This is a genomic window from Pedobacter sp. GW821-FHT01D05 (assembly GCF_059422505.1).
The window spans coordinates 692,359-714,205 of record NZ_JBWKXA010000001.1 but is presented as its reverse complement, the minus strand read 5'-3'; the positions used below and the strand labels follow the sequence as shown (position 1 = coordinate 714,205).

The 21,847-nt window shown below is 38.9% G+C and carries 17 protein-coding genes; 5 read left to right on the top strand and 12 right to left on the bottom strand.

Going from position 1 to position 21,847, the window contains the following annotated elements; all coding sequences use genetic code 11:
* Positions 1-31: 31 nt before the first annotated feature.
* The 5 genes from AC07VK_RS02875 to AC07VK_RS02855 form a co-directional block, all read right to left on the bottom strand.
* Entirely contained in the window at positions 32-1,906 is a 1,875-nt protein-coding gene (locus AC07VK_RS02875; RefSeq protein ID WP_492958206.1) for a RagB/SusD family nutrient uptake outer membrane protein, read from the bottom strand.
* Positions 1,907-1,937: 31 nt separating this feature from the next.
* Entirely contained in the window at positions 1,938-5,105 is a 3,168-nt protein-coding gene (locus tag AC07VK_RS02870; RefSeq protein WP_492958204.1) for a SusC/RagA family TonB-linked outer membrane protein, read from the bottom strand.
* Positions 5,106-5,139: 34 nt separating this feature from the next.
* Positions 5,140-6,060 carry a ferritin-like domain-containing protein gene (locus tag AC07VK_RS02865; RefSeq protein WP_492953181.1) on the bottom strand — a complete coding sequence of 307 codons (921 nt, stop codon included), beginning with the start codon at positions 6,058-6,060 and terminating at the stop codon, positions 5,140-5,142.
* Positions 6,061-6,071: 11 nt separating this feature from the next.
* Positions 6,072-6,794 carry a ferritin-like domain-containing protein gene (locus tag AC07VK_RS02860; RefSeq protein ID WP_492953180.1) on the bottom strand — a complete coding sequence of 241 codons (723 nt, stop codon included), beginning with the start codon at positions 6,792-6,794 and terminating at the stop codon, positions 6,072-6,074.
* Positions 6,795-7,299: 505 nt separating this feature from the next.
* Entirely contained in the window at positions 7,300-8,241 is a 942-nt protein-coding gene (locus AC07VK_RS02855) for an ROK family protein (RefSeq protein ID WP_492953179.1), read from the bottom strand.
* A 489-nt stretch (positions 8,242-8,730) separates the two neighbouring features.
* Between AC07VK_RS02855 and AC07VK_RS02850 the strand changes: the two genes are divergently transcribed.
* From AC07VK_RS02850 to AC07VK_RS02840, 3 genes are all read left to right on the top strand, one after another.
* A complete protein-coding gene (locus tag AC07VK_RS02850) occupies positions 8,731-9,951 on the top strand; it encodes a glycoside hydrolase family 88 protein (protein ID WP_492959840.1) in 1,221 nt (406 codons plus the stop codon).
* Between the two features lie 10 nt (positions 9,952-9,961).
* Positions 9,962-11,971, top strand: a complete 2,010-nt coding sequence (gene hepC, locus AC07VK_RS02845; RefSeq protein ID WP_492958202.1) for a heparin-sulfate lyase HepC — start codon at positions 9,962-9,964, stop codon at positions 11,969-11,971.
* A gap of 110 nt (positions 11,972-12,081) precedes the next feature.
* Positions 12,082-13,641, top strand: a complete 1,560-nt coding sequence (locus AC07VK_RS02840) for a heparin lyase I family protein (RefSeq protein WP_492958200.1) — start codon at positions 12,082-12,084, stop codon at positions 13,639-13,641.
* A 115-nt stretch (positions 13,642-13,756) separates the two neighbouring features.
* Here AC07VK_RS02840 and AC07VK_RS02835 read toward each other — a convergent pair whose 3' ends face one another.
* The 5 genes from AC07VK_RS02835 to AC07VK_RS02815 all read right to left on the bottom strand — a co-directional run bounded on the left by AC07VK_RS02835 (position 13,757) and on the right by AC07VK_RS02815 (position 18,606).
* Entirely contained in the window at positions 13,757-14,659 is a 903-nt protein-coding gene (locus AC07VK_RS02835) for an alkaline phosphatase family protein (protein ID WP_492958198.1), read from the bottom strand.
* Positions 14,660-14,823: 164 nt separating this feature from the next.
* On the bottom strand, positions 14,824-15,750 hold the full coding sequence (locus tag AC07VK_RS02830) for a sugar phosphate isomerase/epimerase family protein (protein WP_492958196.1): 927 nt from the start codon (positions 15,748-15,750) through the stop codon (positions 14,824-14,826).
* A gap of 224 nt (positions 15,751-15,974) precedes the next feature.
* Entirely contained in the window at positions 15,975-17,081 is a 1,107-nt protein-coding gene (locus AC07VK_RS02825) for an AAA family ATPase (protein ID WP_492958194.1), read from the bottom strand.
* Positions 17,065-17,775: an RNA ligase family protein gene (locus tag AC07VK_RS02820; protein WP_492958192.1), complete on the bottom strand. Its 711-nt coding sequence runs from the start codon at positions 17,773-17,775 to the stop codon at positions 17,065-17,067. Before AC07VK_RS02820 ends, AC07VK_RS02825 begins: the two co-directional genes overlap by 17 nt.
* 267 nt (positions 17,776-18,042) lie before the next feature.
* On the bottom strand, positions 18,043-18,606 hold the full coding sequence (locus AC07VK_RS02815) for a porin family protein (protein WP_492958190.1): 564 nt from the start codon (positions 18,604-18,606) through the stop codon (positions 18,043-18,045).
* A 452-nt stretch (positions 18,607-19,058) separates the two neighbouring features.
* Between AC07VK_RS02815 and AC07VK_RS02810 the strand changes: the two genes are divergently transcribed.
* Together AC07VK_RS02810 and AC07VK_RS02805 are read left to right on the top strand one after the other, a co-directional pair.
* Positions 19,059-19,232 carry a hypothetical protein gene (locus AC07VK_RS02810; RefSeq protein WP_492958188.1) on the top strand — a complete coding sequence of 58 codons (174 nt, stop codon included), beginning with the start codon at positions 19,059-19,061 and terminating at the stop codon, positions 19,230-19,232.
* Positions 19,233-19,370: 138 nt separating this feature from the next.
* Positions 19,371-20,969, top strand: a complete 1,599-nt coding sequence (locus AC07VK_RS02805; RefSeq protein ID WP_492958186.1) for a solute:sodium symporter family transporter — start codon at positions 19,371-19,373, stop codon at positions 20,967-20,969.
* Here AC07VK_RS02805 and AC07VK_RS02800 read toward each other — a convergent pair.
* Together AC07VK_RS02800 and AC07VK_RS02795 are read right to left on the bottom strand one after the other, a co-directional pair.
* Positions 20,962-21,246, bottom strand: a complete 285-nt coding sequence (locus AC07VK_RS02800; protein WP_492958184.1) for a helix-turn-helix domain-containing protein — start codon at positions 21,244-21,246, stop codon at positions 20,962-20,964. The genes AC07VK_RS02805 and AC07VK_RS02800 overlap by 8 nt on opposite strands.
* 84 nt (positions 21,247-21,330) lie before the next feature.
* Positions 21,331-21,780 (bottom strand): SRPBCC family protein, encoded by a 450-nt coding sequence (locus tag AC07VK_RS02795; protein ID WP_029276549.1) that lies wholly within the window; start codon positions 21,778-21,780, stop codon positions 21,331-21,333.
* Positions 21,781-21,847 lie beyond the last annotated feature (67 nt).

Below are 21,847 nucleotides of genomic sequence, written 5' to 3'. Positions count from 1 at the left end.
AACAGTATGATTTCTTTTAACATTGTATAAATTAAAATCCTGGATTTTGTCTGGTTATTTTTTTATTTACATCCATTTCGTTTGATGGAAAAGGATATAGTTCGTGTTTCCCTTTTTTGAAATTTGTTGCAGCTTCGTAAGCATACTGTGTACGAATAGCTTTAACGGCATCCTGCGTGGCTTTAATTTTATCGCCCAATAAATTCCATCTGATTAAATCGGCACGGCGCATTCCCTCAAAACATAATTCCCAGGCCCTTTCATTCTGTATTCTCTGTAAAAAAGCATCTTTGCTCAATCCGGTAGGTAAATCAACATCAACGTTGTTTTTCTTTGGCAAAAGCGTTGCAGTAGCAGTAGCTCCTGTACCTTTTCCTTTAACATCGGTAATGGTAATGGTTGGTGCCGATGTATAACCACCACCCTGGTTAAGCACCGTTATTGCAGTAACTTTATCCCCAACTACTGTTGGTACTGCGTAAGCATCTGTACCTCCGCCTCCGCTAATGGTGATAGTGGTATTACTTAGCGCAGTGGTACTGAGTGAGTATCCTGTTCCACCAGTGGCGAGTGTAATGTTAATTCTGCTTCCAGCGGTATTAGTGCCGTAAGCCCTTCTTCTTACTGTATTTATGGCATCGTAAGCTTCAGCTGTAGGCCCATTGTTCAGTTCATTTTCAATTTCGGCTTTCATCAACAGCACGTCGGCATAGCGCATGGCTACATAATTAATATTGGTGTATGTTTTTTCCAATGTCGAATTGTTCTGATATTCCCTGCTCCATTTTCCCGGGCCCCACCGTTCATCGTCTCTATTGGTTAACAATGGTAATTTATTCCCGTTAGCATCTAAAATATATCTTGCTATAGAAAAATCGCGCCTTAAATCTCCGTCTGCAAAGCTGCTATAAAACGAAGAGGGTACAAAAACGCGGTTTAATGTACTGCCAAAAACTCCCGCATTGGTAGGTGGGGCATTAAAAGTACCCCAGCTAGAATTACTGGTATTAGTAACTGTAGGTGTATAAAAAGACATTTCGAACAAACTTTCTTTTGGTTCGAATACTTGCTGTGATTGGTTTTTGAAAACCTGGCTATAGCTATCATTCAGTTTATACAAACCTGAAGTTAGCACATCGTTTACGTGTGTTTGCGCTAGCTGATAGTATTTGGTATAATCAGTTGCCCTTTGCATCGTTCCATCTGGTCTTAAAGAATATCCACCTGCAAACAGGGCTACACGAGCCAACATCGCCTTCGCGCCAAACTTATTTATTCTTTCATTGGTAGCAATGGTTGCCGGCAAAACCGCAATGGCCTCCTGCATATCTTTAATTACCTGCTCGTAAATCGTAAATCTATCGGTTAGTGGCAAACTCAGGTCATCACCGGGGGCTGAGCTTTTGGTTTTAAAAGGCACATCACCCCACAAGCGTACCAGTTCTGAATAAAAAAATCCGCGGAGAAATTTAGCCTCGCCAAGCATACGGTTTAAATCGGTTTTTTCTGCTGCATTACCATTGGTATATTGGGTCATTTGTGGTATCCGCTCAATAACTAAATTGGCCCGGTCTATACCGCTATATAAGGTAGTCCACGTACTGTAAAAATATGAATTGCCCGCCAGGTAATAATAGTGTGAAACCTCTCTAAAATCGTTTGTGGTAGTTCCTGCACTTAAAAATTCTACGTCAGTATCGGCATCATAAACCAATGGAACATACCAGGCGTAGGTATTTGGGCTTTTTAGTGTTTCGTAAACACCCAAGGTTGCCGCATAAGCCTCTGGCAATGATTTGAAAAAGTTATCGGTCGTAAATGAAGAGTAAGGGTCGGTTTCGACTGTTTTTTTACAAGAAACAAGTGTTGCTAGTATGATTAAGCCAACAAAAGTTGCGTTTTTCATATATATAAACTTAGCTTTCATATTGATTTTTTTATAACGATAAATTTAAACCAGCAATAAAAGACTTCCCTCTTGGGTAAGCACTAAAATCGACTCCTGGGGTTAAAGGGTTATTAATTACACTTACTTCTGGATCGTAGCCAGCGTATTTGGTAAATACATGTAGATTATATGCTGTAAAATAAATACGGGCATTGCTGATTTTTACTGCACTTAACCATTTTTTCGGCAAGGTATAACCTAAGCTGATGTTATTTAACCTTAAAAAGGACCCGTCTTCGATTGCAAAACGTGTTAACCGGCCTGTAGTGGTACCACCTATGGATGCAATGGTATTTTTTCCCTGATTTAATGCAGCAAGTTCTACCGGACTGGTTGTTAATTGCCCCGTAGCATTCACATTTGTCCACCTGTTTGCCTGAAAAGCCAGGTTACTGTTAAAATCGCCTGAAATACCCAGGTTATTTTGCACATTGGCATTATAAATATCGTTGCCATAAGTGAAATCTAAAAACACACTTAAATCAACCCCTTTATAACTAAAAGTATTATTGATACCTCCTGTAAATTTAGGGTTTGCATTGCCAATAGCCGTTCGGTCGAAATCATTGATCAGGCCATCTGGTGTACCACTAGGACCACTGATATCTTTGTATTTGGCATAACCGGGTTGCGCTACGTTACCATTATTAACCACTCCTGGTTTTAATGTATAAGCATTGCTGGTTGGGTTATAGTTAAAATCGCTAACCTGATATAAACCATCGCTAATGTAACCATACATGATGCCTACTGGCTGTCCTACCTGTAGTATATAATCGTTAAATGCAGAATTATAACTGCTAGCCAGCAAAGAACTTTCTCCACTGCTTAACTTAAGTACTTTTGTTCTGTTAAACGCAATATTGAAATTGGTGTTCCATAAAAAATTGCTGTTTTTAATGTTAATGGTACTTAGCGTAAGCTCTACCCCTTTGCTAGAGGTTTCGCCTACATTTTGTAGCTGATTGCTAAAGCCCGAACTTGCAGGAATCCTGGTATTATAAAGCAAATCTTTTGATCTGTTATCATATAGTTCGGCGGTTAACATAATCCTTTGTTTAAACAAGCCAATGTCTAAGCCGACATTGCGTTGTACCACTGTTTCCCATTTTAAAAAAGGATTTTCAAGATTGGTACGGTACGCTGAAGAATAAACCTGGTTCATCAGTGGATAATTACCAGTAATAAATGTAGCTAGCGCAGCATAATTGGCAATACGGTTATTACCCGAACTACCATAACTTAAGCGAAGTTTTAAATCGGAAATCTCTTTAATGTTTTTGATGAAAGCTTCTTCTGAAATTTTCCACGAGAGTGCTGCTGAAGGGAAATACCCAAAAACGTTTTCTTTACCAAATTTGGAAGAACCATCTCTCCTGATAGAACCACTTACAAAATACTTTCCTTTATAAGAATAATTTGCCTTGGCAAAAAGAGAAAACAACTTATCATCTTCTGTATATGAAGATGGGAATGTAGCAATGGTACCTGCACCTAAATTATCAAAACCATTGTTAAAAACCGGAACACCGTTGGTGGTGGCAGCAAAATTTTCACCATAATTATAGATGTATTCCTGCCCTACCGATACGTCCATTTTATGGTCTTTTGCAAAAACATTAGCATAGGTGATTACGTTGTTATAATTTAAACGTTTGGTTAAAGCATCACTTATACCACCAAATGCCCCTCCGGTACGTATGGCCTGGATATTATTGGCATCTATAAAAGTTTTTATCTTGTTGGTCTGGTTGGTAAAGCTAACCAAACCATTGTAGCTTAAGTTTTTAGCAAAATTATATTTAACGGTTACACTTGCGTTTAAACTTTTTATCGATTGCTCTACTTTACGCGTGTTTAGTGCAAGCACCGGGCTTTGAAATGCAGGACTACCCTGGTTATCCAATGCATCTACCGCATCATTCAGCAGGTCTAGATCATTTCCATTTTTACTGGTGATTGGTCTGTATTGTAATAACGTTTGTAAAAAACTCAAACGGGCATTCCCACCGGTTTGTGTACCACCTGTGCCATAAATAAACTGATTGGAATAATTAACAATTCCGGTAACTACTGCCTTTTTACCAATGTTATTAGTTACACTTAATTTGGCAATATCCTTGTCTGCACCGCTGTTTAGTACTATACCCTCGTTTTTGTTCTTAGAATAAAACACATTGTATCTCATTTCGCCTGTACCCCCGTTAATACCTATCTTATGGTATTGGCTAATTGCTGTTTCGCCCATAACACGATCTTGCCAATCAATCCCTGGCCTATCGCCATATTTAACCTGTAGAGAATCGAACGGACCATAAGTGTTTAAAAAAGTTGCCTGCCTGCCAGCATTTGGTAATGCGTTTTCATAAACATACTTAACATAATCGTAGGTATTTAGTACCGGCAGAAAACGGCTGATAGATTTAGCACCAAAATATCCATCATAATTTATAGTGGTTTTACCGTTTTTTATCTTTTTGGTGGTTACCAAAACCACCCCGTTAGCTCCACGGGCGCCGTAAATTGCTGTTGCCGATGCATCTTTTAATACATCGATAGATTCTACATCGGTTGGATCTAAGAAAGCCAGTCCTTCGGTTTGTGGCACTCCATCAACTACATATAATGGTTCATTACTTTGGGTAATAGAGGTACCTCCCCTGATTTTAATCGATGGTACTTCGCCCGGATCGCCACTGCCCATTGTAACCTGCATACCTGCAATACGCCCCTGTAGGGCCTGTGCAACATTTTGTACAGGTACCTTTGCAAGCTCGGCACCACTAATTGAAGATATGGAGCCTGTTAAATCGCCACGTTTTACTTCTTGACCATAGCCTACAACCACAACTTCGTTCAGGTTATTGGCATCGTCCTGCAATTTTGCGTCGATGGTAGTTCTCTTATTTACCTTTATCTCTACACTTTTAGTCCCCAAAAAGGTAAATACCAGGGTGGCATCGCTTTTAACCTTAATCTGGTATCTGCCATTGGTACCGGATACTACAGTATTTTTGGTTCCTTTTTCATAAATTGTTGCCCCAGGCATGGGCTGGTTTGTTTCGTCTCTTACTAAACCTGATACAGTAATTATATCCTGTGCAAAAAGCGTTTTACAGGTGCTGAATAGCAATAATAAGATTATAATTCGTTTCATATGATTTCTCCCTTATCGGTGAATTAAGTTGTTATTAGGTTAGTTGAAATCCCGTTTTAATAAACAGGTTGGCTGCTGTTTTAACTGTTGCAGTTAAAAGATATTCATCAAAAGACTCCGCTGCCGGTCCGGCGGTTAAATTGATATTTCCTCCGATGCCAATTAATTCTATACCTGCCTGGATAGTTTTCGTTTCTCTGTTCAACAAACCCGTATCAATATCATAAATAGGGTTTAATACCCCGATCATCGAATCGTTCCCTGTAATTGGAGTAACATTAGAACCATCGGCATCGTTTCTCCTGATACTTACCCATGGACGCATGTATTTCAGTGTTGCAAGCTGTAATTTATTCACCATCTGGCGCAATTGGGCCGAATGGCGGGCTTCTATTGTTTGTATGCGTACAATGGTGGCCAACACTGTAGTCCCCATTAATGTAATCAATTGGCCTTTATAAGCACGTTCGCTTAAATCTTCCAGCGCTACAGCGGTTCTTAAAAATGTACCGTAGTTGGTGGTTACGTTAGCATTAACCCGAGTATAGTCGAAATTGGCATAGGGCATTAAGGTCCTGGGTGTACCACCCAAATCGGTAATGGCTTTGGTTAATACATTAATATGTGCTTGCTCCTGATCGCGTAAGGTGGCAATAATGGGCTTATCGGCAACCGGTATTAAAGTTGGGGTAGCGGTTAGTGCATTATTATAAAATTGAAACTGCATATAACCTAAAGCCAAAACCAGATTAAGCGAATCGATTGCTGCTGTATTTGGTGTAGTTTGGCTGTATGCTTTTTGGAACATTGTACTTAATGTTAAAGGTATTGCTGCTAACGAAATTTTCTTGCCAACATTTAATAAGTGTTGCAATGCGCTGCGCCTTTGGCTCAATTGCTCGTAAACCGCTCCATTTACACTTTCCATTTCCTCAATGATATTTAAAATATTCATATTCGTGCGGTTTAAAGATTAATGATATTAAGTTTGGTTTTGATATATTTTGAAACCTGTTCTAAAACTTTGCCTGGTGCGAGCATAACATCAAGTGCATTAGTGGCATCGGCACCTAATGGAACAAGTTCCGTAAGATCCGCAAAACTCAGTGCGCTTACCTGACTGCGCACATAAGCCGCATGGCGTGCCTCTACTGTAGCCACCTGGCTTAAAAGAATCAGGTTGTAATCGTTTTTACATCTAACAATTGCATCGTTATAAGCAGCGACGCCCAAATCTTCTAATGTTTTGGCAGCATTTAAAACAGCAGTGGCATCGGTAAAATCGATACCCGAAAAATCCATTTCAAGCACGCCAATCGCTGCAATCCCTAAAAATCTCTTAAAAAATTCGCAGTGGGCAATTTCATGAAGTTTAATATCGTTAAAAAACAAAATCTGTGTAGGTGTAAAACTAGCTGGTAAACTTGCTGTCGCTTTAACATAAAAGGCAGTTTCAATCTGCTCCAATGCATATATATAGTTTAACAGCCCAGTGTCGTCTTTAAAATCTATGGTATTATCCGTATTAATATAAGGCGTAGTGGCAGGTATTTTTTCTTTTTTACAACTGATCAATCCCATTGTTAAAGCCGTAGAGGCACCTGCAAATTGCAAAAACTGCCTTCGCTGCATGTTGCTGATCGAAAAAGAATCTTTTTCAGCTATCGCTTCAGAATTATTTTTAGTCATTTTGTTAGTTGATTTATAATGTTCGGTTAGTCTCTTCTTATCAATACTTGGGTAGGTTAATCCCCATTTATTTTATTTGGTTATTTTTAAATCTTTTCAGGTTTGCTTAGTCTGTAAGCTTGTTAAGAAATTATAGGTGGGGATTCTTTTCCACAGGTCGATTCCCATTCATCTTACTGTAACGAATTTAGCATTAGGGATATAAAAAGAGTTTCAAATTTGGCTAAAATACTATCAAATTTGGCTAAACATGCCTTAAACGGCTTATTTTGGCCTTTTATAAGGTTGTTTTGAGCAAAATAAAGGCAAAACAAACAAGATAAATGCTTAAAAATTTTGGTCGATTTATATTTTCCTGTAAGCGGTATCCTACATTATTCCACAGAAAAAAAGGATATTCTAAAAAATTAGAATATCCTTTCTGTTTAAATTCAATAATTTTGTTTCCTGCTAATCCTCGAAAAACAATGCAGATTTAGATTTGTACTATCCTTTTTCTCACGAACTATTTCACTGCATAATCAAAAGCTTTAAACTTTTGAAAAACATTTGCTGCACAGCCCAGTAAACCTGCTTTATTGCCCAACTTAGCAGCAACCACCAATTCGTTACCAGGTGCAATAGGTACTGCTAAAGTTTTTATTCTTCTTTCTATCTCGCGAACATAGAAGGCACCAGATTCGCTTATGCCTCCGCCAATTACAATTTTTTGCGGACTAAATACATTTATAAAACTAATAATGCCTGTAGCCAGATAATCGAAATGCGATTCCATAGCTTCAACGGCATATTCTTCTCTAGCCAGGTATTTTTCGACCATATATTTACCATCAATCTCTTCTGGTGGATTAGGATGGATAGACTGATAATGGTTAAGCAGGGCCGTTACTGATGCGTAAGCCTCTAAGCAACCACGTCCTCCACAGGCACAGGCAACCCCACGGTGCTGTACCACAATATGTCCTAACTCTGTACCTCTATTTCTAAATCCTCCGTAAAGCTTGTTATCAATCATCACAGCACCGCCTATTCCCGTGCCTACAGTAAGAAAAACCACATCGCTACAATCTTTGGCCGCACCATAAGTCATCTCTCCTAACCCCATTAAATTGGCATCGTTATCCATTACAATATTATAACGCGTTACTTCTTGCAGGATTTCGCCTAAAGCCAGTTGTTTAAATCCGGGTAAATTATCGGCACCGGCAATAATCTTGTTGTTATAAATAATCCCAGGAAAACCTATACCTACTCCCAGAATAGGGTTTTTAAATTTTTTAGCACAGGTATTGATCGCTTCTACAATAAGTGCAATAATGGCGCCCTGTGTTTTTGCATTTTTTAGTGATACAATAATGGAATATAAAATTTCGCCATTTTGGTTTACTACTCCACATTTTAGTGAAGACCCACCAACATCAATTCCGATAGCATACGATTGTTCCATGTTGAAATTATTTAAAGTAACCATATACCGAACCTAGTTTAAATCTCATTTGCATTTCTTTGGACATGTTTTTTCAATATCATTTTATTATTCTAATCTAATATAGGCTAAAAATAGAATTCGATAAGCTTCTGCCCGTTAGATTTCAGCTTAAAACCTTTTAATATTGATTAAAAAAGGAAATAAACTGCTAAGGCTATCCATTTTTGCCCTAAAAGAATCAAAACCGCAATGCCTGTTAGGCATTAACGACAAACGAAAGCTTAACCACAGATAAAAAGGATAAGCATAGATTCCATATTAATATTTGTGCTTATCTGTGTCCATCTGTGGTAAAAAGCTAAACGAACAACACTCCAGACAATAGTCTATTAAAATGTGCTTTTAACCAAAATCAAAATATTTCTGATAATAATCAAAAGTGTTTTTGTTTCAACCCCCATAACTTCACTTTACAAAACAATTATCAAAGAATCAAACCACAACATGATGAAAAAAGCTTTTTGCTTAGTATTGCTAACAGCCACATTTACACTTAACTGTTATGCCAGGCCAATACAACACAACCCGCCGCAAACCTGGTTAAAGAAAGTAAGTGATGTAATTGCATTTCAATTAAATAAAGCGGCAGCTACCTATAGGCCAGGGCAAAACCCACGTTCTATTAACCCTAATGGTACAGTAAGAACAGCAGGTGTAACCGATTGGACCACGGGATTTTTTCCGGGCAGTTTGTGGTATGGCTATGAACTTACAGGCGATAAAAACCTGGCCGAAGAAGCTAAAAAATTCACACTCGCACTTGATACCGTCCGCAACATTACCAATTCGCACGATTTAGGTTTTATGCTTTATTGTTCTTATGGAAATGCTTATCGTATTACCGGAAATAAAACCTATTTACCTGTATTGGCCGATGGCGCACAACACTTGTACAACCGTTTCAACTCAAAAGTAGGTGTAATCAGATCGTGGGATTTTCCCTGGTGGCACTATCCGGTAATTATAGATAATATGATGAACCTTGAATATTTGTACTGGGCTGGTAAAGAATTTAAAAAACCAGGTTATATAAATGCAGCCAGCACCCATGCCACTACAACCATGAAAAATCATTTCAGGAAAGATTTCAGCTCGTACCATGTAGTTGATTATGATCCTGCAACGGGTAAGGTATTGGCCAAAAGAACTCACCAGGGTGTTACCGACGAGTCGGCCTGGGCACGTGGCCAGGGCTGGGGACTATATGGCTTTACCATGTGTTATGCCAATACTAAAAACCCTGTTTTTTTAACACAGGCAGAAAACATAGCTAAATTTATCATGAACCATCCACGTATGCCGAAAGATAAAGTTCCGGTTTGGGATTTAGACGTACATAATGCGATGGATACTGCAGAACGGGCACCTAGAGATGCCTCTGCAGCGGCAATAATTGCATCGGCTTTATTGGATTTAAGTACACAGGTAAAAGATGGAAAAAAATATGTTGATTATGCGGAAGATATTTTAAAATCGCTTTCTTCTGATGCGTATTTAGCCAAACCCGGCGAAAACCAATATTTTTTGTTGAAACATAGCGTAGGTGCATTTTTATACAATTCGGAGATTGATACACCGCTAGATTATGCCGACTATTATTATCTGGAAGCCTTAAAACGTTATGTAGCCATTAAAAATATAGATTTAAAAGATTTACTGAAATCTTAATTTATAACCCATGAAACTAAAATATATCATAAGCTTATTCGTATTGGTTTCTGCCTCATTAAATACAAATGCCCAGGAAGTGGCCATTACTAAAGAAAGCTTCGACGAAATTAATCTTGCTTATCCGGGTTTAGAAAAAGTAAACAAACTCTTTAATACCGGCGAATATAACGGTGCAGCCAAAGCACTGTTAACCTATTACCGTAACCGGAAAACGGTAAAACACCCTGATTTTAATGTTGGCGATGAAGCCCGCTTTAGGGGGAAAGATATTGGTAAAGCCAACCAGATAAAGGCCGACAATGCCCTGGAACACAAATTTCAGCCACAAAAAGGTTATGGCTATTATGATTATGGCACTGATATTAACTGGGATTTTTGGCCGGTAAAAGACAATGAAGTACGTTGGCAGTTACACCGTGTTACCTGGTGGCAGCCCATGGGTATGGCCTACCGCAGCAGTGGCGATGAAAAGTATGCTAAAGAATGGATTTTTCAGTTTAGAGATTGGGCCAAGAAAAACCCTTTAGGTAAATCGAAAGAAAACGACAGTTTTGCCTGGCGTCCATTAGAAGTATCAGAACGCACCCAAAGCTTGCCGGGTACCTTTAATTTATTTGTAGGCTCGCCGAACTTTACGCCGGCCTTTTTATTGGAGTTTTTAAACCTTTTTAACCAGCAAACCGATTACATTCTAAAAAACTACAGCAAAGAGGGCAATCATTTATTGTTCGAAGCACAGCGTGTTTTAGGTGCTGGCAGCATTTTTCCTGAACTTAAGGAAGCGGCGAACTGGCGCAAAAGTGGTATCGAGGTGCTTAACCGAGAAATTAAAAAACAGGTATATCCAGACGGAATGCAATGGGAACTTTCGCCAACTTACCATGTAGCCAGTATTGATATTTTCCTTAAAGCCTACAACTCGGCTAAATTGGCGGGTGCAGAAAAAGAATTTCCAGAAAGTTATATCAAAACAGTAGAAAATATGGTTGTAGCTACGGCCAATATGTCGTTCCCTGATTATAACAACCCAATGTTCGGCGATTCGTGGCCGGTCGAAAAAGCCTCAAGGATAAAGGCATTTGCGGCCTGGTCTAAGACTTTCCCAGATAATGAGGAGATAAAATATTTCGCTACTGATGGCGCAAGTGGTGCTTTACCCAACTATTTATCGTATGGGCTAACAACTGCCGGCTTTTACACTTTCAGAAATGGGTGGAGCGATAAATCAACCGTAATGATCTTAAAAGCCAGTCCTCCGGGAGAATTTCATGCCCAACCCGATAACGGAACCTTCGAACTGTGGATTAAAGGCAGAAATTTCACTCCTGATGCAGGATGTTATTTATATAGTGGCGATGCAGAAGTTACCAAAAAACGGAACTGGTACCGCCAAACCAGGGTACACAGTACACTAACTTTAGATAACCAGAACATGGTAATTACCAAAGCGCATCAGGATAAATGGGAAACCAGCCCACCCCAACCCTCCCCTGGAGGAGAGGGAGAAGGAAAACTAGATATACTAACCTATACCAACCCTAGTTATGCCGATTTGAATCACCAGCGCAGTGTACTATTTATTAACCAAAAGTATTTTTTGATTATTGACAAAGCCATTGGTAAAGCTACCGGAAACCTAGGCGTCCATTTCCAACTAAAAGAGGATAGTAAACCTGTTTTTGATCAGGTTAAGAATAAGGTATATACTACTTACAATGATGGGAATAATCTATTGTTCCAATCGTTAAATGTGGATAAAGTTACGCTTAAGAAAGAGGAAGGTAAAGTTTCCTATGTCTATAACCAGGAAATGCCTCGCCCGGCTTTTGTATTCGAAAAGGCAAAAAAAGACGCCAATACACAACAATTTGTTTCGGTACTCTATCCTTTTGATGGAGATAAGGCTCCAGAAATTACCCTAAAAGAAAACGCTGGCAATAATTTTGAAAAAGGCGAAATTAACCTTGCGCTAACCATTGATGGTAAAAAGACTGAGATTAAAACAACTATTAAATAATAAACAGAGCGGTAATGATTAAAACATTACCGCTTTTTATTTACCTACTAAAACAGTTTACATGATATCATAAACATAATCAACCTTCAACTAACCAAAAAAAGAACCACATGAAAAAAAAATCAGTTTATCTACAAAAGTATATGGCAATAGCCATATTATTTTTGGCTAGCGCCTGCAGTAAAATTGAAAATGGCCTGACCAGCCGAACCGAGACCGCAAAATTCTCTATTTCGAAAATGGCTACCGGCCCACAAGCAAATCTGGGCTATGGCGATACAATATTAAACGTAAATTACGAAAATGGAGCACTTAACTCTGGTATCACGGGCATAAACCCTACCAATGCCACTGCATCAGATGCCGCTTATATTGTATCACCCGGTGCATCACCATCAAACCATGCAATAGCGCATAAAGTAGTATATGGCGATTCGGGCTATAATTCAGACGGCAACTGGAGAAGTGAGAGCGATGCTCAACAATTTCTTCCAGCCCGTTATTTCCCTGGCGATGAACGCCGCTACGAGTTTAGTGTGATGTTAAAAGATTGGCCGGTTTGGAATACCGGAGATCCAACTAACGAAAGTAACCTTTTTCAGCTTAAAGTATCAGGCGGGGAAAATGTTCCTCTGATGATACGTGCACAAAGAAATGCGGTGAGGATTAGGTATCAGGACGTATCGACGAAAGACATCATAACTGACTTGCAGCCATATGTAAACCAATGGCTCCAATTTAGAATAGACGTACTCTGGGCCACTTCTACTACCGGCTATATGAGAACTTATATGAAACTCCCAGGACAAAGCGACTATGTTTTGGCAGATGAAAAAACAAACTATGCTACCTTTACCGGCAACGTTAGTGATGGAAACATAGGCTACATTAAATGGGGATTATATGTAGTACCGCCTAATAGTACCCGTACCGTTTATCATGACGATATCAGGATCATCAACCTTAATCAGCCACCCACTGCAACAGGCCTGATCTGGGGCAACAGTATTCCAGATGCTAATCCGGCTTATCTGGATGGCCCTTATACAATTGTATCAAACATTACCAATCCTACAGCTTATAATAATACCAGTCATGTTTATATCCATCCCAACATAAAATACCAGGCCCCACAAAACATTGTATATATTAACAGTACCAGTCCTGCGCCAAATGCAGTTGATAATGTTGTGGGCACACCACGGTCTGATTTTTCACGTTCAACGCTATCGGCAGCGGGTATATCCAGCGGTGCACCAGGCCCGGGTGGGCGATACCTGGTAAATGGATGGGTAAATGCCATATCTGCAACAACACCATCAGCCTTTGATGCAACAGAATATTACGAGCTGCACTTAGAACCAGTAAGTGGCTACTATTTTAACTTTAGCGACATTAAATTTACAGTACTAAGGGGCGGTACCACACACCCGAACACATTTGTGCTCCGCTCCAGCATTGATAATTTTGCCAGCAATATATCAGCCCCTGTTACAATCAGCGGCACCACTACGCCAACCATGATCTCATTCAATGCATCGGCACTTACCAATATCAATACCGCTGTTACCTTTAGGTTATATGCATATGGCGCCACTGCAACCAGCGGGAGTACCAGTGTTGGTGTTAACGATTTTCAAGTGAATGGGCAGGTTTTACCTATCCCTTAAATCACCAAAAGGAATAGATCTCAATGTAATTAACCAATAAAAAACCGGGTAATGAAAATCCATTATCCGGTTTAATCTTTTGCTACCTTATTATACAGATCTTCTCCTTGTAAATCTATTTAAATACATTTTTTGGTATTGTTCCTGTCCATGCATCTGGCAATTTAGTGAGTCCGAAAATTTTTGCCAATACTAAACTCGTATTTTTATTGCTATTAAAAGAGGTAATTAATCCAACTTTTTTAATCTGTGGGCCAGTAATTGCCCAAGGCACCTGCATTTCTGCCATCGAGATACCACCGTGACCTTTATTTACACCTCCGTGATCGGTAATTAACAAGAAATGAGTGTCTTTATAAATGCCAGCGGTTTTTAATTTTTCCAGTAAAGTACCTATTGCAAAGTCAGCCTCTTCAATAGCCTTAATATATTGCGGGGTCATCCAACCAAAACCATGCCCTGCATGATCGGTGTGTACGCTGTACAAAAAGGTAAGTGTAGGGTTCTGTTTGTTTTTTACCATAAAATCATAAGCTTTCTGGTAGTTCTCTTTATACTCATCTTTTTCTTCAAAAGATACTTCATCCAGGTATTTCTGATTAATTGGGTTAATCAGTTCTTTCCAATTATAATAATAAGCCGTTTTAACATTAGGAACCCCGTCTTTTAATACTTTAAATATAGATGGATAATAGCCGTCTGCATCTGTTTCTATTGGCTGCAGAGTGTGTTTCTGCAGCGTCCAATCGTTGGCTGTAATTCCATGCTCCTCCGGTCCGGAACCCGTTACATGGCTTGTCCAATTTGGTAAGGTAACCGATGGCATTACAGGCCTTGTAGTTAACGAGAGTACACCATCGGCGAATAACTTATCAAGATTTGGATGTTTAGCCATTTTAAACCCTTCGGCGCTAAAGCCATCAAGGCCGATAATTAATACGTGCGGAGCTTTACGCTGGGCCATTGCCGGTAATGATAGTAGAGATATTACCATCATGTTGAAAAAAACTGTTCTCATAAAAACCTTAATAATCTATCGTTATAAACGATGCATAATTACTAAACATTTGTTTAACTAAATTAAACAAATGGTAAAAAAGTTGTTATCAACACCATATCGACTAATCAATTTAAACTAAGGCAACTAATATTGCAGCTTAAGAAATTTTGTTCTTGGAAAACCTACAAATATCTTTTTCTCCAGGTCTGCATCATATATACGTTTATTTCCCATTGATCGGCAACTGGAAGGTTGGTAAACGGAATGGTTGGCATATAACTGGGCGGGCCAAATTCCGTTAACATGGTAAGGACTTTACCTTGTTGTTTCTTTATGGCAACAACTTTGTCCCACCAGGTAAAATGTGCTTCAACTGCCTGCTTCCATTCCGGAGCTCTTGGATCGCTTACTTGCGGCCCTTCTGCATGGCCAACCCTGGAATGAACATGATCGGTACGTGAAATGGCAAGTGCCACAGTTTCCGGTTGATCTTCGAGTAAACTTTCGCTCACATTGCACCAATGAGAAATATCGAGCGTTAGTCTTAGATCAGGGTTTTGCTGTAAATATTGTAGTGATGCCGGAGCCGAATAAAGCATACGCGACCGATGGGTTTCATGATAAATTGGAACCCCTGTTTCTTTAGCATACTGAACAGTAAAATCAATGAATTTTTTATTGTCCTGATATTGAAAAAAATCCTTTCCGGAGTGAACATTTATATACAAAGGTTTTTGATATCGATGCTCAATGGCTTCTTTAAGCACTTTTTTAAAAGTTGCAAAGTGCGGTGCTGGAAGGGCTTCATCTCCGCGGCAAAGAAAACCAACTTCTAATTGATATTTTTTTAACGCTCTAAATAACTCCTCTGCAATTTCTGCCGACCAAAGGATCTCTATTCCATCATAGCCTGAATCTTTTGCTTTTTTACAAAAATCGGTTACCGAGCCATTAAAACCCCAATACGGCGCCATGATTTTTAGGGCGAAGCCATTTGTCCATTTTTCAGTTCCGGAAGAAGGTGTGCTAAATGTTTCCATTGGTGTTAAAAATAAAGCAGATGTGAGGGCCATGCTACCGCCTATAAAATCGCGCCGGTTATATTTCATTTTGATATATGTTTTATGGATTCAAGTTACACATTTTTAGTTTTTAAAGAATTTAGCCCATATTAAAAGGTGATTTCATTTATAAATTAATGGAATAAAAATCCAAAATACTGTCAGAGGCATAAAAAAGCCCTTCAGAATACGCTGAAGGGCTGTATTAGCAACAAGATGTTTTCCCAATGATTTCTACCATAGCTCGCGTAATTGCGAACTTAAAACAGCTGTTATCGAATTTGATAAACGACCTGATGTGCCTCCCACTGTGCGGGCACTTCGAGTTTGTGCGCCAATTTATTAAGTATTCCAGCAGGTACAATAGCAGATCTATTTTTATTCTGAACGTGCAAATGTTGGTAAGGCACTTCAATATAAACAATACTTACTTTTGCCTTGTAAATACTAAACAGATCGATTAACTGCATGCGCATCTGGCTTGTTGTATTGGTCGCATTCCAAACAAACGATTGCTGTTTACGCAAATAAACCCTGGCTTGCTCTTTTGCTTCTTGTATTACCCTTCCATTACCTGCTTTATCTGTTGGAGATATGCCCCTTTCCTTACGGATACTGTCTAAAGAGACTATTGGCCAATCTGCGTAATGTGTTTTAATATAGGTGTCTTTTCCGGCCCCAGGCAAACCACTCATCAAAACAACTTCCGTTACTGGTTCATCAAATGGGATGTAATCTAAATAAGCATCATCATGTTGCATAAAATACATTTGTGCAGCGTCTGATTTAAACCTATATGGATTTTCCCAACATTTGTTTTCCCTGCAAAATTCTTCGAAACAAGCTATTCGATATAACATTTCTTCCTGATCATCACAAATACGACCAAGCATATCTGCTTTTGCCAATAAACATAACCATTGCAGATTAACTTCCATGCTTGCTTTAACTAAAACTTTCACAGGATCGGTTTTTTCGAACAACCAAATTGGCAAACCATGATGCCTCACCAAGCCTACAATTTGCTCACGGATGGCAAAAGGCGTTGGTTCAACCTGATACAGAAATTGCCTAGCAAACTGAGCTCCCTTACGCGCATGTCCTTTTGAGGTAATGCTTCCGTCTGCTTCAAAAACAGTAGTACTGTATTTTTCAACATCGTGCAATAAAGCAGCTGCCCATAAAATTTCCTGATCTTGTTCAGATAAATCTTTAAAAGCAGGTTCATTTTGTAAAGCGGTTAACACCATTTGCGTATGTATGGCCACGTTACCTTCTGCATGATAGCGTGAGTCTTGTTGAACACCTGCCATTCGCTTTACCCAGTCAAAGCGAATTTCAAGATCAGCCCATTGTTTATTTTCACTTAATGCCCACATGCTTACCTCCTTCATTTAGCAGTGATGCACGTTTCCAGCTTCTAGTCCAATGCTCATTAGTTTTAACATGGCCTTTGCGTACGTATTTGAACACATTTTGGGCAAAATCATCAACGGCATAAGCATCGGCATTCCTGCTAACAATTCCTTCCATAGTAACCTGTGTTTTATCGTAAACATCGTAGGGATCAAATTTACCCGGGGCCTTCACCAGCTCGAGTATTTCTTTTTCGAATTGCTGTTGATTTTCTGGTTTTTGTTCTATTTTAATCACAGGAACGGTTGGCAAATCTAACATATTTGCATAAAACTGCGTTTCTTCCCAACTGAGCCAATGGTCGCCCTCGCGGATACCGAATACATAAAAATGATGTTCCAGGTTCCGGTATTCAATAGAATGGATGGCATATAAATTTTCCAGGAAGATTTCTAAATCTCCCAAATCATGTTTTGCAAATTGCCAAAAACGCCTAAGACTTTCGGTCCATGGTGATGTTGTTGGTGCCGCATGTGAGCGGGCAAACACGCCGTATTTAGATAGGCAATTATTCTCGCCATCGAGTTTTTCGGTGTGTATAAGTGTAGGGATTTTTTGTAAATATTCCCAATAGTCGTGCTGGATCCTGTCATCGCTGGTTGTTCCCGGCGAAAACGGATAGTGATAAGTACGACCATATTTTTGTGAAATAGCCATATTGTAATAAGTAAAGTAAAAAATAAATAGTAATTACTCCCTCCCCGGGTGGGAAAGGTCATTCAACATTTATATGCAAATGATATTACATGACACAAGACTTAAATAGTTCGTTTGGCAACAAAAGTAATAAAACTAATTTAGTTTCTTTTAACTAAAGAAATGTTATTTAAGAAGTTAACAAAAAAATCCATTTTTCTTTAGCGAAAAATGGATTTATGTTCTTTCAGTATTTAAACTTATGAACCAGAGAAATAAAGAAGTGTCTTAAAACAATTTAAATCCTACAGATAGATTAAACAAACCTGTTTTTTCATTCAGGCCTTTATTAATTTTGGTAAGGCCTCTGCTGTATCTGGCGTCGATACTGATATTGCCAATATCTACCCCAGCATTGATCACTCCACCGAAATTAAGCTTTTTATAATCAAACCCAACTGGCCCTTTTGCTTCGTTAAGGGTATAATTAACATCAGGCCCGGCAGATACCCTGAAATTTAAGGCCTCCGTATCGATAAGCTTATATCCAACCATAAGCGGTAAGTTAAGTTGGTTAAATTTAGGGCTATAAGTGTTAGCTGCATAAACATATGAACTCTTAAAGCTAACATAGTTCAATTCTGGCTGAAAATATAGCGATTTCCCAACCCGTGCAAATACCCCAAAATTATAACCTACCTTTCCTTTTTTATCTGTTATGGCCTTTAAACTTGTTGGCAATGTTCCATAGTTTACACCAGCTTTTACACCAAATACCAGGTCTGCATCTTGTGCTTTTGCCACTCCCGCTGTAATAACCATAACAGCAACTAATAAATAAAACTTGTTCATTTTCATACTTTTTTGTTTTTAAATAATTGAATATTTATTGTGTTTTGAAAGTATGACAACAACATTTGTATTTACCCCTACGCCCAATGTCATTAATTTTTAAGGAGAAAACGAAAAAAATTGTCATCCTGAGCCTGTCGAAGGACAAATATTTTTCCGTTTTCGACCATAGAAAAGTCTTCGACAAGCTCAGACTGACAATGGCATAGTACTTAACTTAACCACATTGCCTACGCCATAAAAAAAATAAAATAAGCATATGATGGAATGAAGTTAATCTAGTCTATTTTGTGCCTTTATCGTTATGCAAACTACCTTTACAGATCAATACGAAACAAAATGAGGTCTGGAGTATTTTTTTTCGATTATTGATTAGCTGAATTTTATTACCTTGTAATCGAAAGGCGAACAAGAATTCAAAACCTATAGACTAGTGTAGTCCAATCTACTTTATGATCACTATTTTCGAAAAAATACCCTCTTATTCAAAACATGAGCAGTTTGTTCAGGGATTTATTTATGCCATTGATGAAAGGATTATTTCTAAAGGAGAAGCGCTGCCTTCTATCAATGTTTTGATTAAAAAACTTGGTTTTGCCCGCGAAACGGTAATAAAAGACTTATAGGTGGAGGCATTACCACTTATTCGGCCGATTTTTCGTTAATGGGTAAAAAAGTCGCAAAGGCGGTGCTAAAAAAAGAAAAAATACAGGAAATCATTCCAACAATACTCATCAGAAGAAATTCTATATAAGCTAAAGCACATGAATACTACGGCATTCGTTACTTTTATAGTGGTAACCTTTCTGGTTGCATTAATTTCGTGGATTAAAACCCGAAAGCATAAAATTACAACCTCAGCAGGGCTTTTTCTGGCTAACCGTACCTTAAGCTTTACCGCTGTAGGAAGTGCATTATTTTTCACCAACATCAGTGCGGCCGAATTTGTCGGCAGTAGCGAATCGGTATACATCAACAATATGACGGTAATGGCATGGGGTGTAAGTTCTGTATTTGCCATGTTATTGGTTTCAGAATTTGTGATCCCGGTTTATTTGAAGGGCGCCATGTCTACTACCCCCGATTTCCTGGAAAGTAGGTACGATCCGCAAACCAAGAAACTCGTATCCTTTCTTTTTCTGATCAGTTACCTCGTTAACCTCTTGCCTATAGTACTCTATAGTGGTGCTGTGGCGTTAAATGGCTTGTTTCACTTTTCCGATATCTGGAAAATCAGTTATGGCAGCAGCATCTGGATTTTGGTTTGGTGCATCGGGCTTGTGGGCAGTTTATATTCTATACTGGGCGGCTTAAAAGCCATCGTTATTTCTGACCTGGTATTGGGTGCCTGCATGTTTACCGGAGCATTATTACTGGCTTATTTTGGCGTGAGACATGTTGGAAATGGTGACCTGCAAAATGGCATACACACCATTCTTACCTCAAAAACCGAACACTTTAATTCTATAGGAAAAACAGGCGATGCCATTCCATTTTCGACCATTTTTACCGGCATGATTTTGATGAACCTCTTTTATTGGGGCACCGAACAGGTAATTGTGCAACAAGCGCTGGCTTCATCTGATCTCAAAACCAGTCAGAAAGGAATTGCACTGGCCTGCGCAGGAAAACTCCTTGGGCCCCTATTATTTATGTTACCAGGGATTATTGCCGTTCACCTATACAGCAATATGCAGAATACCACCGAAGTTTTTTCGAGGGTGGTAAGCGATGTATCGCCCCCTGTGCTCAGCGGTTTTATAGCTGCTGTTATTTTTGGCGCTGCCATTACCTCATTTTCCCCAGGACTAAACAGCGCAAGTACATTGTTTATCCTCAACATTTACAAACCAGCCCAAGAAAAGAAAGGTATCGTGGTTACCGAGGCCAGGATGTTAAAAAGCTCGAAAAGATTTGAAATGTTTGCCTCCTTATTGGCCATGTTTATTGCACCCTTATTTATATTTTCCAATGATAGCTTTTATACCTTCATGCAAAAGATAAATGCGGCATTCAGTATTCCCATCTTTACCATTATGTTTGTTGGCTTTGCAACCAAAAAAGTTCCGCCAATTGCCGCGAAAATAGGTCTGGGATTCTGCTTTGTTGCCTATATCCTTACGCAAATGGTTTTTGATACCGGCATCCACTTCCTGCATGTACTGGCTATTCTTTTTGTTGTTACCACCGCCATTATGCTCATTATAGGAAGATTATATCCATTGAAAACTCCCTATGTGGCCCAGAACAAACAGGTTGTTGATTTAAAGCCCTGGAAAAATCGTTATTGGGTTAATGGATTATTATTGTTGATTATGGTTTTATTGTTTTTATTATTCTCCCCTGCATACCTCGCTAATTGATGATCGGGCCCCTCTCATATTTTCGTTTGTATTCCATAGGCGATAGCCCCGTAATGCGTTTAAAGATTTTCCTGAATGCTTTCAAATCGTTATATCCTGTATCTTCCATAATAAATGGCAGATCTTTATGGTTCATTTCGATGGCTTTTTTGGCTGATTCTATCCTTACCCTTTGCAGATATTCGAAGGGTGTGTTATGGGTAGCGGTATTAAAATGGAAATAAAATATACAGGCGGCCGCTTTGGCAAAATCGCTTAATATCAGGTAAGCGCACAAAAAAACCCTCCAAAATTACTTTAGAGGGGTTTAAGCTGTGAGATTAGCTGGAGTGATGTCTTTCAAAAAAATATTTTCCTTTAATTAAGCATCTGGTATTTCTGGTTCGACGAGCTTAGCTAACTTTTCAAGTGATTCCTGCCAGCCCAGATAACACATCTCTACAGGTATAGCTGAGGGAATTCCTTCCTGAGTAATTTTAATTTCTGTACCAACTAATGTCTTTTTCAACCAAACTGAAGTAATCATTTCACCAGGCAGATTTGGATCATCAAACTGATCGGTATACTTTAAAAACTCATTTGGTGTTACTTCAAGGTATTTTCCGCCAAATGAATGGCCATTGGAGGTAGAAAAATTATGAAACGACATTTTAAAAGAACCTCCTAATGCTACTGTCATTTCGTGAACAGTACAAAGAAAGCCGTATGGAGGTAACCATGAAGCAATTGCCAAAGGTTCGGTAAATGCACGGTATACTTTTTCTGGCGACGCTTTTAAAACTCTGTGCAATGAAACGGTGTTGTTTGACATAAAATTCTTTTTTTAATTTCCTACTCTTAAGGCTTTTCGGTTTCGCCCGTTTTTGGAATGGTAGCTG